Origin of the sequence: Streptomyces sp. NPDC015125, assembly GCF_043080045.1 — a bacterium.
Taxonomy (GTDB): Bacteria; Actinomycetota; Actinomycetes; order Streptomycetales; family Streptomycetaceae; genus Streptomyces.
Genome location: NZ_JBIBVF010000002.1, coordinates 147,023 through 161,434, shown reverse-complemented (window position 1 = coordinate 161,434; position 14,412 = coordinate 147,023). Strand labels below are relative to the sequence as shown.

Annotated in this window: 12 protein-coding genes; 7 read left to right on the top strand and 5 right to left on the bottom strand. The window is 70.6% G+C overall.

The features are described from left to right. Positions 1-28: 28 nt before the first annotated feature. From ACF088_RS05705 to ACF088_RS05675, 7 genes are all read left to right on the top strand, one after another. A complete protein-coding gene (locus ACF088_RS05705) occupies positions 29-1,198 on the top strand; it encodes a C45 family autoproteolytic acyltransferase/hydolase (RefSeq protein ID WP_392374134.1) in 1,170 nt (389 codons plus the stop codon). Beyond that, a complete protein-coding gene (locus tag ACF088_RS05700; protein WP_392374133.1) occupies positions 1,195-2,880 on the top strand; it encodes an ABC transporter substrate-binding protein in 1,686 nt (561 codons plus the stop codon). Before ACF088_RS05705 ends, ACF088_RS05700 begins: the two co-directional genes overlap by 4 nt. A gap of 6 nt (positions 2,881-2,886) precedes the next feature. Then, positions 2,887-3,837 (top strand): ABC transporter permease, encoded by a 951-nt coding sequence (locus tag ACF088_RS05695; protein WP_392374132.1) that lies wholly within the window; start codon positions 2,887-2,889, stop codon positions 3,835-3,837. Further along, complete coding sequence (locus ACF088_RS05690) at positions 3,834-4,703, top strand: ABC transporter permease (RefSeq protein ID WP_392374131.1); 870 nt, start codon at positions 3,834-3,836, stop codon at positions 4,701-4,703. Before ACF088_RS05695 ends, ACF088_RS05690 begins: the two co-directional genes overlap by 4 nt. Before the next feature lie 5 nt (positions 4,704-4,708). After that, on the top strand, positions 4,709-5,794 hold the full coding sequence (locus tag ACF088_RS05685; RefSeq protein ID WP_392374130.1) for an ABC transporter ATP-binding protein: 1,086 nt from the start codon (positions 4,709-4,711) through the stop codon (positions 5,792-5,794). After that, a complete protein-coding gene (locus ACF088_RS05680) occupies positions 5,791-6,666 on the top strand; it encodes an ABC transporter ATP-binding protein (protein ID WP_392374129.1) in 876 nt (291 codons plus the stop codon). The genes ACF088_RS05685 and ACF088_RS05680 overlap by 4 nt, the downstream gene beginning before the upstream one ends. 741 nt (positions 6,667-7,407) lie before the next feature. Beyond that, positions 7,408-8,190, top strand: coding sequence for a hypothetical protein (locus ACF088_RS05675; protein ID WP_392374128.1), 783 nt, complete (start codon positions 7,408-7,410; stop codon positions 8,188-8,190). A 349-nt stretch (positions 8,191-8,539) separates the two neighbouring features. On the opposite strand, the gene ACF088_RS05670 is transcribed toward ACF088_RS05675, so the two are convergent. The 5 genes from ACF088_RS05670 to ACF088_RS05650 form a co-directional block, all read right to left on the bottom strand. Next, positions 8,540-9,766, bottom strand: coding sequence for an HTTM domain-containing protein (locus tag ACF088_RS05670; protein WP_392374127.1), 1,227 nt, complete (start codon positions 9,764-9,766; stop codon positions 8,540-8,542). Then, positions 9,763-10,485: a DUF5819 family protein gene (locus ACF088_RS05665; RefSeq protein WP_392374126.1), complete on the bottom strand. Its 723-nt coding sequence runs from the start codon at positions 10,483-10,485 to the stop codon at positions 9,763-9,765. Before ACF088_RS05665 ends, ACF088_RS05670 begins: the two co-directional genes overlap by 4 nt. A gap of 702 nt (positions 10,486-11,187) precedes the next feature. Further along, positions 11,188-11,958: a BTAD domain-containing putative transcriptional regulator gene (locus ACF088_RS05660; protein WP_392374125.1), complete on the bottom strand. Its 771-nt coding sequence runs from the start codon at positions 11,956-11,958 to the stop codon at positions 11,188-11,190. Between the two features lie 900 nt (positions 11,959-12,858). Continuing rightward, positions 12,859-13,593 carry an IPT/TIG domain-containing protein gene (locus ACF088_RS05655; RefSeq protein WP_392374124.1) on the bottom strand — a complete coding sequence of 245 codons (735 nt, stop codon included), beginning with the start codon at positions 13,591-13,593 and terminating at the stop codon, positions 12,859-12,861. Positions 13,594-13,971: 378 nt separating this feature from the next. Further along, positions 13,972-14,412 (bottom strand): IPT/TIG domain-containing protein (locus tag ACF088_RS05650; protein WP_392374123.1); only part of this gene is annotated, 441 nt, incomplete at its 5' end.

Sequence of the window (14,412 nt, the reverse complement as noted above, 5' to 3'; positions counted from 1 at the left end):
AGGCGGCGGGTCCTGCGCAGGGAGAGACATGGCACAGCGCACCCTTCCGGTCATCGAGATCGCCGGCCCGCCGGCCGAGCGAGGCCGCCAATACGGCGAGGCGGTGCGCGACCGCATCCACGCCGCGACCGCGTACTACGAAGCCGCCTTCGGCGCCTCCAGCGGGCTGACCTGGCAGCAGGTCACCGCCCGTGCCGCCCGCTGGCTGGCACCGGTCCGCGACTACGCACCCCACCTGGTCGAAGAGATGCAGGGGATCGCCGACGGCGCGGGCGTCGGCCTGCTCGACATCCTCGCCCTCAACGCCCGGGGCGAGGTGCTCTACGACAAGTCCTTCGCCGAGATCAGCGACGCGGCGCCGACGGCCGGCGAGGTGCCCGGCGAGGAGCCTGCCGAGGGCTGCACCTCGTACGCCGCCTACGGGGAGGCCAGCGGCGACGGCCATGTCTACGCCGGACAGAACTGGGACTGGCGGGCCGGCGTCGCCGACACCGTCGTACTGATCCGGATCGTCCAGCCGCCCAAACCGACCCTGATCATGCAGGTCGAGGCCGGGCAGATCGGCCGTCAGGGCGCCAGCTCGGCCGGTATCGCACTCAACGCCAACGGGCTCGGGGGGCGGTTCGACGATGCGATCGGACTGCCGCAGACCGTCGTACGGCGCAGTGTCCTGGACCAGGACAGCATCACCGACGCCGTCGAAGTGCTGTGCCGCACCCGCGCGCACATCGCCAGCAATGCGCTGCTCACCTGCCGCGAGGGGTTCGCCGTCGACCTGGAGACCACCCCGGCCGGACACGGCTGGATGTATCCCACCGACGGGCTGCTGGTGCACGGCAACCACTACCAGGCCGGCGTCCCGGCCGTGCTCAGCACCGGATACCGCCCGATGTCGTCCGACTCCCTCATCAGGGTCCCGCGCGCCGAGGCCGCACTGCGGGCCCTGCGGGCCTCCACCGGACCCGAAGAATCACGCAAGATCATCCAACAGGCGATGTCGGACCACCTCGGCCACCCGGAGTCGCTGTGCACCCACCCCGATCCCCGGAAGCCCACGCTCCGGCACTGGACGACACTGGTCTCCTCGTGCGTGGATCTGACCAGCGGCGAGTACCACGCCACTGCGGGCACCCCCTGCGAGAACGAGTACCAGCGGGTGCCGTGGAACCTCTACGACGGACCGGGGGCACACCGATGAAGCGCAGCTCCCGACCGACCGCTCCGCTGCTGGCCGCGGCCGTCGTCACTCTCGCGCTGGGCGCGGCGGGATGCAGTGGCGCCACCAACACCCTCGGCGGCGGCACGACACTGAACGCCGCCGATCTCCGGCTCACCCCCACAACCGCCAAGGCCGCCGGCCGGCTCGACACCGTCAACTGGCTGCTGGAGGACGAACCGGACTCCCTCGACCTGGACACCCAGGGCACCAGCGCCGGCCGGGCCGTCCTGACCAACGTCTGCGAGCGGCTGTACCAGCTTCAACCCGATATGTCCGTCCGCCCCTTCCTCGCCCGCAAGGTCACCCGCCCCGACCCCACCACCCTGGTGCTGAGCCTGCGCGACGACGTCACCTTCCACGACGGCGCGAAGATGACCGCCGACGACGTGCTGTGGAGCCTGAAACGCCACGCCGACCCGGACATGGAGCAGGCCGACGAGTTCGCCAACGTCAAGAAGATGGCCACGACAGGCCCACACGAGATCACGGTGACCTTCAAGCAGCCCGACGCCCTCTTCACCAAGGCGCTCGCGGGCGATGCGGGGCTGGTGTACCACCGCAGCCAGGTGCAGGCGGCGGGAGCGGAATTCGGTACCCCGGGGCGCGGCGACGCCTGCTCGGGCCCGTACGAGCTCACGAGCTGGAAGTCGGGTGACTCGCTCACCATCCGCCGCTACGACGGCTACTGGGGCAGCAAGCCGCTGACCCGGCAGGTCGTCTTCCGCTGGGCCTCCGACAGCGCCTTCGTCAATGCCCTGACCACCGGCGCCGCCGACGGCGGCTACGCCGAATCCCCCAACACCGCCGCCGCCCTGGCCGGCCGCAAGGGGCTCACCGAGCACTACGGCCCCAGCACCGCCTCCCTCGCCCTCATCCCCACCGAGCGCGGCGGCCTCAAGGACCCCGCGATCCGCCGCGCACTGTCCCTTGCTCTGGACCGCGCCGGTATCGCCGCATCCGGCTACGGCGGCCTCGTCCAGCCCTGGGCCACCCCCGTCGGCTCCGGCGCCTGGGGCTATGCGAAACCCGCATTCACCGCGGCGCAGCGCACGCTGAACGCGGCCGCCCCCGCGCGGCCGGACGCCGCCGCTCTCGCACGGGCCAAGCGACTGGTGCAGGCCGCGGGGGCACCCGCCGAACCCATCGTCATCGGCACGGATGCGAGCCAGGGCCGCACCGTCATCGCCAACGCGGTGCGGGCCGCGCTGCAGCGCATCGGGCTCGTCGGACAGATCAAGACCGTGCCGACCGCCCAGTTCGAGGAGTTCTACAGCTCCCCACAGGCCCGCTCGGAGATCGATGTGCTGGTCGGCGACTGGTACATCTCCAAGAGCGACCCGATGGGCTTCTACGACAACGCCCTGTCGGACAGCCCCAACAACTGGGTCGGCTTCAAGAACCCTGCGTACGACAGCAAGGTGCACCAGGCGCTGCGCACCCTGGATGACGGCGCGCGTGCCCGGCTCGCCGTAGGGGTGCAGAAGGAGTTCGCCGACGCGGCGGTCTGGATCCCCGTGGCGCAGGTGCCCTCCGTCCTCGTCCTCAAGGACCAACTGACCGGGCCGCCCGCCTCACAGGCCCACCTCTATTACCCCTGGGCCGCCGAACTGGGTACCGCGCCCGGGGCCGCCCCCTCCCACCAGCCCCGAGAAAAGGACTGAACCGCCGTGGTCCGCAGACTCGTGCGGCGCATCGCCGGCCTCCTCGCGACGCTGTTCGCCGCCTCCTTCGTCATCTTCGCGTCCGTTTACGCCGCCCCCGGCGACCCGGCGGTCTTCCTCGCCGGCGGCCGCGACAAGCTCACCCCCGAGAAAATCGCCACCGTCCGCGCCCAGTACCACCTCGACGAGCCGCTGGTCGTCCAGTACGGCCGGTGGCTGTGGGACTGCGTGCACACCGACCTGGGGAGATCCTTCCGATACGGAGACCAGGTGGCCGATCTGCTGGCTGCCCGGCTGCCCACCACCCTCGAACTCGTCGGCTACGCAACGGTGTTGTTCGTCGTGCTGGGCGTCGGCGCCGGGGTGCTGGCGGCGGTCCGCCGCGGCTGGGTGGACTCCGCCGTCGTCGGGGCCACCACCCTCGCCGGCTCCGTCCCCTCCTTCGTCGCCGCCCTCGCGCTGATCGCCGTCTTCGGGGTGCGGCTCGGCTGGTTCCCGGTGACCGGTGGCGGAACGGGCTTCGCCGGGACGGTCCACCACCTCACCCTGCCCGCCCTGTCCATGGCCCTGGGCGCGCTGGCGATCATCAGCCGGGTCACCCGGCAGGCCATGCTGGACGCCGCGGCCGCCGACCATGTGGAAGTCGCCCGTGCCGGTGGCGTCCCCGAACGCGAGATCGTGGTGCGGCATGTGCTGCGCAACGCCCTCGGGCCGATCGTCACCATGTGCGGTCTGGTCACCGCCGGAATGCTGGCCGGCACCGTCGTCATCGAGACCGCCTTCGGCATCAGCGGCATCGGCTCACTGCTCGTCGGGGCCATCAACACCCATGACTTCCCCGTCGCCCAGGCCGTCCTGCTGCTGATGGTCACCGGCTACATCCTCGCCACCACCCTCGTCGACCTCGTGCACCCGCTGCTCGACCCGCGGGTCAAGGCCGCAAGGAGCGCCATATGACCTCCCTCGACACGGCGGCGGGCCCCGTCCCGACGGTGACCGCCGACCCTCGCCCGCGTACCAGGCGCCGCCTCGCCCCGGCAGTGGCCGCCGGCTTCCTCGCACTGGTGGTGCTCGCCGCGCTCTGCGCACCGCTGCTCGCCCCGTACGCACCGGACGCCATCGACCTGTCGTCGTCGCTCGAAGGCACCGGCCGGGCACACCTGCTGGGCACCGACGCCTCCGGCCAGGACCTGCTCAGCCGGGTCCTGTACGGGGCCCGGACCAGCCTGATCGCGCCGCTGCTGCTGCTCGCGCTGGCCGCCGTGCTCGGCGTCACCCTGGGCACCGTCGCCGCCTGGCACGGTGGCTGGGTCGACACCCTGGTCAGCCGGGTCACCGACGTCATGTACGCCTTCCCCGGCCTGCTGTTCGTGGTGCTGATCATCGCGGTCTTCGGCTCCGGCATCACCACCTCGGTGATCGCCCTGGGTCTGGCCTTCGCCCCCACCATCGCCAAATACACCCGCAGCATCGCCCTCGCCGAACGCGCCAAGCCCTATGTCGATGCATACCTCGTTCAGGGCATGGGCGGCGCCCGGCTCTGCGCCCGCCATCTGGTCCCCAACCTCGGCCGGTCACTCGCCGGCTACCTCGTCGTCCTCTTCGGCGAGGCCCTGATGAGCCTGGCCACCCTCAGCTACCTGGGCTTCGGAACCCAGCCGCCCAGCTCCGACTGGGGGCTGATGGTGCAGGAGGGCCAGGCCGCGATCGTCCAGGGGGCGCTGCTGCCGGCCATGGTGCCGGGCTGTGCCGTGGCCGCCGTCGTGGTGGCCTTCAACGTCGCCGGTGTCCGGGCCGCCGACCGACTCTCCGCCAAGGGATAGCCGCCATGCCGAACCCGACCACGCACCCTGCCCCCGCCCCGGCCGCTCCCCCGCCGGACGCCGCTCCGCTGCTGGACATCGACCGGCTGACCCTCCAGCTCCCCGGCACCGCCCGCCCCGTCCTCGCCGAGGTCTCCCTGCACGTCGGCCCCGGCGAAATCGTCGGCCTGGTCGGCGAGTCCGGATCGGGCAAGTCCACCACCGCCAAGGCCGCACTGCGACTGCTGCCCCAGAACGCCCGCACCGAGGGCACCGTCCGGGTGTCCGGCACCGATGTGCTGTCCCTGAGCGGGGCGGCACTGCGCGCACACCGCTCCGGCTCCGTCGCCATGGTCCACCAGGACCCGCGCTCGGCTCTCAACCCGGTCCGCAGGATCGGCGACTTCCTCACCGAACGGCTCGCCCGCAGCGGCCTCGACCGCCCCGCCCTGCGCGCCCGCGCGCTCCAGCTCCTGGACATCGTGGGCCTGTCCGACCCGGAGCACCGCATCCGGCAGCGCCCGCACGAACTCTCCGGCGGCATGCTGCAACGCGTCGTCATCGCCGGCGCACTCGCCGCCGCCCCCCGGCTGCTGCTCGCCGACGAGGCCACCAGCGCGCTGGACGTCACCACCCAGGCCGAGATCCTTGCCCTGCTGCGCACGCTGCGCGACGAGCACGCCATGGGCCTGCTCTTCATCACCCATGACCTGCAGCTGGCCGCCGCCTACTGCGAGCGGGTGTACGTCATGTATGCGGGCCGGGTCGTCGAGGAACAGCCGGCCGGCGCCCTGTTCAGCACGCCCCGGCACCCCTATACCCGCGGGCTGCTGGCCTGTTCGCCCGACCTGGCCGAGGCGCCGCGCACGCTGCACCCCATCCCGGGCCGCCCGCCGTCCCTCGCCGACACCTTCCCCGGCTGCCCCTTCCACGCGCGCTGTGCACACGCCGACGACGACTGCGCGGCCTGGACTCCGGCCCCGGCCACGCTCCCCGGCGGCGGCTCTGCATCCTGCCGCAAACTGCCGGACGCCCCGGCACCGGCAGCCTCCCCGACCCCGACCTCGACCCCGACCCCGCCCCCGACCTCGCACGAGAAGAGGCAGCCATGACCGTCCCGCACCCGCTCCACGACCCGGCGCACCCGCCCGCGCACCACAGCGCGCCCGTTCTGGTGGCCGAGGGACTTGCCAAGACCTACCCCCTGCCGGGCGGTGGCCGGCACCGGGCCGCGGACGGGATCTCCTTCACGCTGTCGCGCGGCGGCTCGACCGGGATCGTGGGAGAGTCCGGGTCCGGCAAGACGACCGTGGCCCGGATGCTCGTCGGACTGGTGCGGCCCGACACCGGCACCGTGACCGTCGACGGGCACGCCCGCACACCCCGTACGCCACGGGGCCGGGCAGCGCGGCTGGCCAGGGCCCGGGACATCCAGATGGTCTTCCAGGATCCCTATGTCTCGCTCGATCCCCGGCTCACCGCACGCCGGTGCCTGCACACCGCGCTGCGGTTGCACGGCGCGGCACCGCGGCACGCCGACCAGCGGGCGACGGAACTGCTCGACCTGGTGGGGCTGGGGGCACGGGAGGCCGGCGCCCGGCCGCACGGACTGTCCGGCGGACAGCGGCAGCGCCTCGCCATCGCCCGCGCGCTCGCCGTCGACCCCAAGGTCCTCGTCCTGGACGAGGCCGTGGCCGCTTTGGACGTCTCCATCCAGGCGCAGATCCTGCAACTGCTGGCGGAGATCCGCCGGGAGACGGGGGTGGCGCTGGTGTTCGTCAGCCACGATCTGGCAGTGGTCCGGCACCTCACCGACGAGACGCTGGTGATGCGGCGCGGCCGGACCGTGGAGCAGGGGCCCACCGAGCAGGTACTCACCGAGCCGGCGGCCCCGTACACCCGGGCGCTCCTGGCGGCCGTGCCGCACCCGGGCTGGGACCCGGCGACGGCGACGGCGGCCGCCGTGGCAGGGTTCACCGTATAGCGGTCGATGCACAGGAATGACATCCCGACATCGAGCACGATCCGGGCGCGGACGAAGTCGTATCGCTCGAAGGTCAGTCCGGGCATCCGGTCAAAACGGCACGGCCAACCCGGCCTCTCGCAGCCTGATCAGCGCTCTGCCCATGCACTCTGCGACCGACGCCCCATCCGCCCGCATCCCCCCGCCAGGCAATGGTCCACCGCCGGCGGCGAAAGTCCACGCAGGCCGGCCCTCCCGCATACGCTCCGCATCGACCCTGATAAGAGCCCCTACACCCTGCTCGCCGAGCCACTCCAGGATGAGGAGCGTTGCGTCCTCGACGCCACTGTCCAGATCCACCGTGGACCACCGGCCCCTTGCTTTGGTCATGGCCATGACCCTACGCAGGCTCCTGCCGGGCCGGACGTCGTCAACCCGCCGCGACACCGCCGACACGGCGCGTTACCACAGCGGCTGGATGCTGCATCACAGCGGGCGGATGCCGCGCCACGGCGGCCGCGGTCATCCACGGCATCGGGCGCTCCCCGGCCACGGCCGAGGGGAGAACCGAGCTCCGGACCGTTCAGCTCGTCCGGGACGGTTCAGCTCGTCCGGGACGGTTCCGCTGCACGGGAAGCCAGGATTCCCGCGCCCTGCCCTGGCGGCGTCACGCCGGAGTCACGTCAGCTCCACGCCACGGTCATGGTCGGCCTTCCACGCTGCAACGGATATGCCCAGTTCCTGAAGACAAGGGGAAGCATCATGACGAATATCCGGAAGCGGCTTCCGCACGTGATCGGCGCCTCGCTCCTGGCCGCGGCGCTCACCGGAACAATGGGCGCCATGAGCGCTGTGGGCGCTGAAGCGACGCCCTCGAAGGCAACAACATCGAAGTCGGCACCGGATGTGAGGTGCCGACTGGTGGTCAACAAGAAGACCGGCAAGCTCTTCGTGTTCCCGAGGGGATGCAGGTTCGTCGGCGGTGGAACCACCGGAGCCACCACCACCGGAGCCACCATCGGAGGACGCACCGGAGGCAGCACAACCGGCGCCACCACCACAGGCGCGACCACCACCACAACCGGTGCCTCCAGCACGACCGGCGCCACCACCACCGGCGCGACCACCACCTCTACCGGTGCCACCAGCACCACCGGCGCCACCACCACCGGCGCGACCATCGGCGGCGGAGCCGGCGGGACCACAGGGGCCACCACCACCGGCGCGACCATCGGCGGCGGAGCCGGCGGCACCACGGGCGCCACCACCACAGGCGCCACCATCGGTGGCGGAGCCGGCGGCACCACCGGCGCCACCACGACCGGCGCGACCATCGGCGGACGTACCGGTGGCACGACCGGCGCCACCACGACCGGCGCCACCATCGGCGGCGGAGCCGGCGGCACCACCGGCGCCACCACCACAGGCGCCACCATCGGCGGCGGAGCCGGCGGCACCACCGGCGCCACCACCACAGGCGCCACCATCGGCGGCGCAGTCGGCGGCACCACCGGCGCCACCAGCACCGGCGCCACCATCGGCTGAGGCAACAGCGCTGAGGCAACAGCGGTACGAGTGGCGCCACCACCGGCGCCACCATCGGCTGAGGTGAGCGATGCGCAGCGCAGAGCCCTCGGCTCCGGCCGAGGGGCGGATGCGATCTCCCTGCTCTGCGTGCGCAGTCGACAGTTGATGTGAACCCCAAGGTCTCTCCGGCGGATCGTCCCCACCACGGGCCGTACGCCGCCGGAGGGACGTTCGCCGCGTCCGGCGGGAACGGTCGGTGCGCAAGCGCGACCAGGGCCGCCCGGCCGCCCTGCACAGTGGGCGGAGGCGCAGCGGAGGCGAAGGGGCCCTCGGACAGCCTCGGACAGCGCGTCAGTTGGTCACCTGGTCACACGCGGGCCTTCACTCCGGTTGCCTGTGGTTCCTTGCCTCGGCGAAGTGGGCGGGTGATGCGGTCGCGCGTGGACTCCACCCTCGACCCGATCCATCGCAGGAAGTTGGTCGGGAGGAAGACCATGTCAGCAACGACCATCGCCAGCGAGAAGAACGGCAAGCCGCAGATCACCGCGATCGTCGCGTGTTCGGTCATCAGGACAGCGAGCATCACGTTCTTCACCCGGCGGTTGAGGAGGGTGAAGGGGAAGGCGACCTGTGCGACGACGGTGCCGTAGGTGATCAGCGTGACGATCACGGAGCCGCTGTCGAGCGCCTGGGACAGCGGAGCCCACGGGCTGAAGTAGTTCAGATGCAGTGGATAGTGCAGGGCGGTTCCGTCCTGCCAGCGCGGGCCCTGGATCTTGTACCAGCCGGCCGTGGCGTAGAGCAGACACACCTGGGCGGCGATCACCAGCATCGCCGAGTTGTGGACGAGGTTGGCGGTGACATCCAACGCCCCTCGCACCTCGGAGAAGCGGCTCCGCCCTGCCCAGTACCACAGGGCCTGGATCATCCAGAGCCCCCAGAAGATCAAGATCCACCCCCACGGGAGCTGCGCGAATCCCGTGATCTGCGCGAGGGCGAGGCCCAGGCCGCAGAGCACCCACAGGGCCACGCCCACCGGATTCCTGTCGTCCTCGCCCAACGCCGCCGCGCGCGCCCGCCGTCGCGCGTCCAGCGACCACACCTGCCCGCAGCGGGTCAGCACCAGATAACTCGCGATCAGGTGGATGAGGGTGTCGCCACCGTCGCCCAGCAGGACGTTGCGGTTCAGGAGCGACAACACCCCGATCATGAACAGCAACGAGGTCGTGCGGGTGTGCCACCCGACGAGCAACAGCAGGCACGCGACGATGGTCCCGTGGTAGACCAGCTCGAACCACAGCCTGTCGCTCGACCACAGCAGCACCGTGAACGCGTGGTTCGAGGCGACGAGGCGATGGGCCAGGTCCAATCCCCACGGGCTGGTGGTGCCGTACAGCTCCTGGCGGTGCGGCCACTCACGGAGGAGGTAGAGCCCGAAGGTCAGCGCGAAGCCGATCCGGACGACCGCGGCCTGGTAGGGCGCCAGCGCCATCCCCGTGATCTTGTTCAGACCTCTGGCGATGGCGGTATCGAGCTTTGTGCCCAAGCCCTTGAAGGGGGAAGGCGCCCGGGCGCTGTCCTTCTCGACGCTCACTGGAACTCCTTCTGGGAGACCGGCCACCACGGAAGCACCTGGTAGGTCGTCTGGGTGTTCACGCGCTCAGTACTCCACTTCGGCGGGATAATCGGGGTGTTCGACGCGTAGATCTGCACCTTGACCACCTGGCCGCCGTCGACCCGAGGCCCGATCCGGTGTGCCGCGATCCGGCGCACATAGGCCTCGGAGAGCTCGCCGCGCAGGCCGACCGGCCGCCCCTTGACATCGTGCGTCCTGTTGTAGAAGTCCCAGGCCTGGCGAAGCATGTTCTGGTGCGCGTGGCTGGGTGCGGGATTGCCCCTGATCGCTTTGAGGTCCTGGGCGGTCAGGCCCACCCAGTTCGTCGTACGCCGGGAGCCGTCGGCGAACTTGACTTCGGCGCGCGCGTTCACGGCGATGTTCTGCTGGAGCGGGTTCGGGGCGAAAAGCTGCCAGTTCTGGTCGAACTCCGGATAGACGTAGCCGTTGACCAGCCTGCCGTACTGCCTGCTGAGGGCGTTCGACGGGGCGACGAACAGGAAAAGCAGCACCAGATGGAGCGTGACACCGATCGCCAACACCGCGATGGTTCCCGCGATCACGATCCGCGACAGCAGCGACCAGGACCCGTTGGGCGCAGGTGGCAGCGCGCGGGCGGCGGATGGCTCACTGGGCGCAGGGCCTCCGTCGGCGCCGTCCGAACCGGTCTCGACCGAGGCTGTCTCGCGTGGCTCCACAATGCTCCCTCGATCGCAGGTCCCGGATATTCGGCGGATTCATGGACGGATCGCCCGATCTTTCATCGGATCACCGCGTCTGAATGAGAATAAATCCGCACATTGCCGCACAAACACTCTATTGAGCCGAATGGTTGATGGGGCCGTCCCCTGCGCGGCGACCACGCACGACGAAAGCGCCGGAGCCGCCGAAGCTTCCGGAGCTGCCGGAGTTGCCGGAGCTGCCGGAGCTGCCGGAGCACAGCACCCGGCTACGGAGCCGCTTCACGTCACAAAGACAGGCCGCACCTTGAGTCAGGTGGCACCTGAACGGGCACAGCACCTGGAGGAGCGGCACCTTGACGGGCACAGCACCTGGAACGAGTGGCACCTTGCAGGGCGGCACCTTGAGAAGGCGGGCCTCAGTGCGCCCCGCCCCTCTGGGCCCTAAGGAACCCAGAGGAGGCCCTGCGACCAGTCCGCCCTGAGGGATCAGGAGTTGCGGCACCAGGAGTTGCGGCCGGATCGTGGGTCAGTGGCAGGCGCACCTGTAGGCAGCCAGGGCACGTGGGCACGTACGGCCGGGCGGAATGGGCAGGACGGGACGGGCGGGATGGGCGGGTGAGCCGGTGGACCGATGGGCCGATCGACCGATGGGCCGATGGGCCGGTACGGCGTGAGCCACCGCATGCCCATCGACCCACGGAGAGTCACCAGACGGCGTCACCAGCCGGAGCCCGGCCTCTGCAGTCCGTCCACCAGGTGGCACAGCCGCGGTGTGGGACGAAGTCCGAGCTCGTCGCGAAGACGGTGCGTATAGCGTTCGAATTCGTCCAACGCCTCGGACGGGTTACCTTCCGCTAGGTGGGCGCGGATCAGCGAAGCCTGGCTGCTCTCCCGCAGTGGATTCGCCTGTACGGCCGCGTGGGCCGCCGCCACCGCCCCGGCGAACTGCTTCGTGTCGATGAATGCTCCCGCCAGCGCCTCAAGGGCGTGGAGTCGAAGCTGCTGCCATTGCTCGGCCTCCCGCAGGGCCCACTCGTCGTACCAGCCGGGCAACAGGTCATCGGTGAGTTGGTCGACGGTGGCCGCGTTGATGTTGAGGTCCTCGGCCGGGACACCGGGGTCGAGTATGCGCTGGGCCAGCGACCGGGCATGGTGCAGGTCAACGGTGACCTTTCGCGCGAGGCGCACCTCGGTAGGGCAGACGTCCAGGGCCTTCCTACCGATGCCGCGCAGGCGTGACAGCGCCGACCGCAGATTCGCGTAAGCGCTCTGTTCGCATGCCTCGGGCCAAAGACTCCCCGCAACCAGGGAGCGAGGGGCAGCGGCACGGCCGTTGAGCGCAACGAACGCCAGCAGCCGCTTCGAGCCGACGGGCACCGTTACCGGGACGTCGTTCACGACAAGGTCGAAACCGCCGAGAAGGGCGATGTGCACGGTCGGCCGGCTGCTCGCGGGTGGCCAGGAAAAGATCAGGTCATCTGAGCTCATGGCTGTTGATCGCGGAGGGGGACGTCCAGTGCGACGTAGGCTGACTGGCCGCGCCCCCGATGTTCGAGGTTCGCAATCATCTGTGCACCTCCCACAACCACATGTTCCGCTGCCCCCGCTGGGTTGTCGAATTGTTCCAATTCAGCTGGACAAATTCCCTCCTGAGGCGTGTGGGCACACATGCGCCCCGATGGCAAATGGGCACGCATCCGGGATCCGCTCGTCGATGACGGCCGCGCCGGCCCCGTGCGGCGAGGTGACAGGTCGGCCGGTCGCTTGCACAGAACCTGCCGGCGAGCCACCCGACGAAGGACCCGGCCCCCTCCCAGGAGCCACGAATAGGACCCTGACCTGTGTCGATACCGGTCGGACACGTTCCGCGCCGTGACGCCAGACGTGGCGGCCAGGGCCCGGACCGGCGCCGCACCGACACCACAATGCGCACAGGGCCGATGACGGGAAGCGACAGATCGGGCATCTCCACGAAGGTCGGTTACGCCGAGGCGTCCCGAGGCACTCCATCGGGTCAGGTGGGTCACCGAGTCCGCACCGAGCGGGTCACCGAGTCTGACCGAGTGGGTCAGCGAGGCGGACCGAGTGGGTCACCGAGTCCGCACCGAGTGGGTCAGTGAGGCGGACCGACTGCGCCAATGGGACAGCCCGAGTGCGCCAATGGGGCCGACGCGGCGAGATGCCACGGACCGCCAGCCCCTCTCGCGCTCCGTGCCCCGGCCTTCCGTCTCGCCGTTCAGGCCCCGAACTCGCGCCCTGCGAACGGCTGTTGAAGCACGGCGCCCATTCCAAGCAGTGGAGCCCTCAAGCAGTGGAGCCCTCAAGCGGTAGAGCCCTCCAACGGTGAGCCTCCAGTGGGCACACAAGGCATGGAGTGCACACCATCCGTCAACCGATCAGATAGAGATACACCCCGGGCGCGGTGGCGGAGCCGCCCGTCGTGGTGAGCGCGATGGTGACGGCGCCCAAGGCGTGGGCGGGAGCGATGGCTGCGACCCTGGTGTCGGACAGGACGGCGAACGTGGCGGGGACACCGCCGAAGGTCACGCCGGTGGTCGTCGACAGCTGAGTGCCCGTGATGCCGACCAGTGTGCCGCCCGCCGGGAGACCCGTCAGCGGGCTGAAGCCAGTAGCGGTCGGCGGGCCCACGAAGTCGAAGGTTCCGGAGGCGGTGGCCGTACCACCCAGGGCCGTGACCACCAAAGACACGGCCCCGGCCGCATGGGCCGGGCTCACGAGGGTCAGTTCACTGTCGGACACCACCGTCGGCGTCACGTCCGTAGCACCGAACGCCACCGATGTGGCGGTGGCGAGCCCGCGCCCGGTGACGGTAACCGTCTCGCCGCCCGCGACGGGCCCGGACGACGGCGCGACGGCGATGACGACGGGCGGGGGGAGGTAGTAGAACGGCTCCGGGTTGCTGGTGCCCCCTGGCGTGCTCACCGTGGCGTCGACCACTCCGACCCCCGAGGGGGCGACCACCGACACGGATGTGGGTGTATTGGCCGTGATGGCGGCCGGCTTGCCCCCGAAGTGCACCACGGTGGCGTCTGCAAGGCCGGTGCCGGTGAAGGTCACCGTGGCCCCACCACCGGTAGACCCTTGGTCCGGATTGATCGGCATGTCTGCGCCCCCACCCTCTGCGTCGGCGAAACCCCTGAAATGTCCGTTGCCCCTCGTCCACCAGTTACGCAGGAAATACGATCCGAGGCGAGACGGCATCTCCCTCTTCACCCGGATGACGCAGCCGAGAGCGTCGAGCAGGTGTCCGGCCGGTCCCCGCCGACTGGAGTGCCGCCATAACGCGTCCCGTTCACGGCATCCCGTTTCGCGGCATCCCGTTTCGCAGCGCATTGCTCGCAGCGCCCTGCCGCCGGCTCCTGATGAGCCGGCGACAGGGCGGGGCGGACCGGCGGGGGCCACAGCACCGCTCGACGGATTACGGCGGATGTGGCCTCCGGGCCGTCCTCGCTCCGGATGAACCGGTGCAAGGAGGACCGCTCACACGTAGGTGTATCCGCCGGCGACGGTCGTGCTGCCGCCCGGTGTGGTGACGACAACGGGCACGTTGCCGAGCGCCCCGGCCGGGGTGAAGCCGACCAGCGCCGTACCCGACGCATTGACCGAAACCCCCGTCGCCGCAACCCCGTTGAACGTCACCACCGCCCCACCCAGACTGCTCCCCGTGATCACAAACGCCGTACCACCCACAACACTGCCCGACGACGGCGACAACAACGTCACCACAGGCAGTGGCGGTGCCGTGTAGGTGAACCCACCGGCGACCGTGGCGCTCCCGGCCGCGGTGATGACGACGACCGGAACGTTGCCGAGCACCCCGGCCGGCGTGAAGCCGACCAGCGCCGTACCCGACGCATTGACCGAAACCCCCGTCGCCGCAACCCCGTTGAACGTCACCACCGCCCCACCCAGACTGCTCCC

Coding starts and splice junctions, on each gene's coding strand:
- ACF088_RS05660 (WP_392374125.1), bottom strand. CDS start 11,958: ATGAGCTCAGATGACCTGATCTTTTCCTGGCCACCCGCGAGCAGCCGG.
- ACF088_RS05680 (WP_392374129.1), top strand. CDS start 5,791: ATGACCGTCCCGCACCCGCTCCACGACCCGGCGCACCCGCCCGCGCAC.
- ACF088_RS05675 (WP_392374128.1), top strand. CDS start 7,408: ATGACGAATATCCGGAAGCGGCTTCCGCACGTGATCGGCGCCTCGCTC.
- ACF088_RS05705 (WP_392374134.1), top strand. CDS start 29: ATGGCACAGCGCACCCTTCCGGTCATCGAGATCGCCGGCCCGCCGGCC.
- ACF088_RS05700 (WP_392374133.1), top strand. CDS start 1,195: ATGAAGCGCAGCTCCCGACCGACCGCTCCGCTGCTGGCCGCGGCCGTC.
- ACF088_RS05655 (WP_392374124.1), bottom strand. CDS start 13,593: ATGCCGATCAATCCGGACCAAGGGTCTACCGGTGGTGGGGCCACGGTG.
- ACF088_RS05690 (WP_392374131.1), top strand. CDS start 3,834: ATGACCTCCCTCGACACGGCGGCGGGCCCCGTCCCGACGGTGACCGCC.
- ACF088_RS05685 (WP_392374130.1), top strand. CDS start 4,709: ATGCCGAACCCGACCACGCACCCTGCCCCCGCCCCGGCCGCTCCCCCG.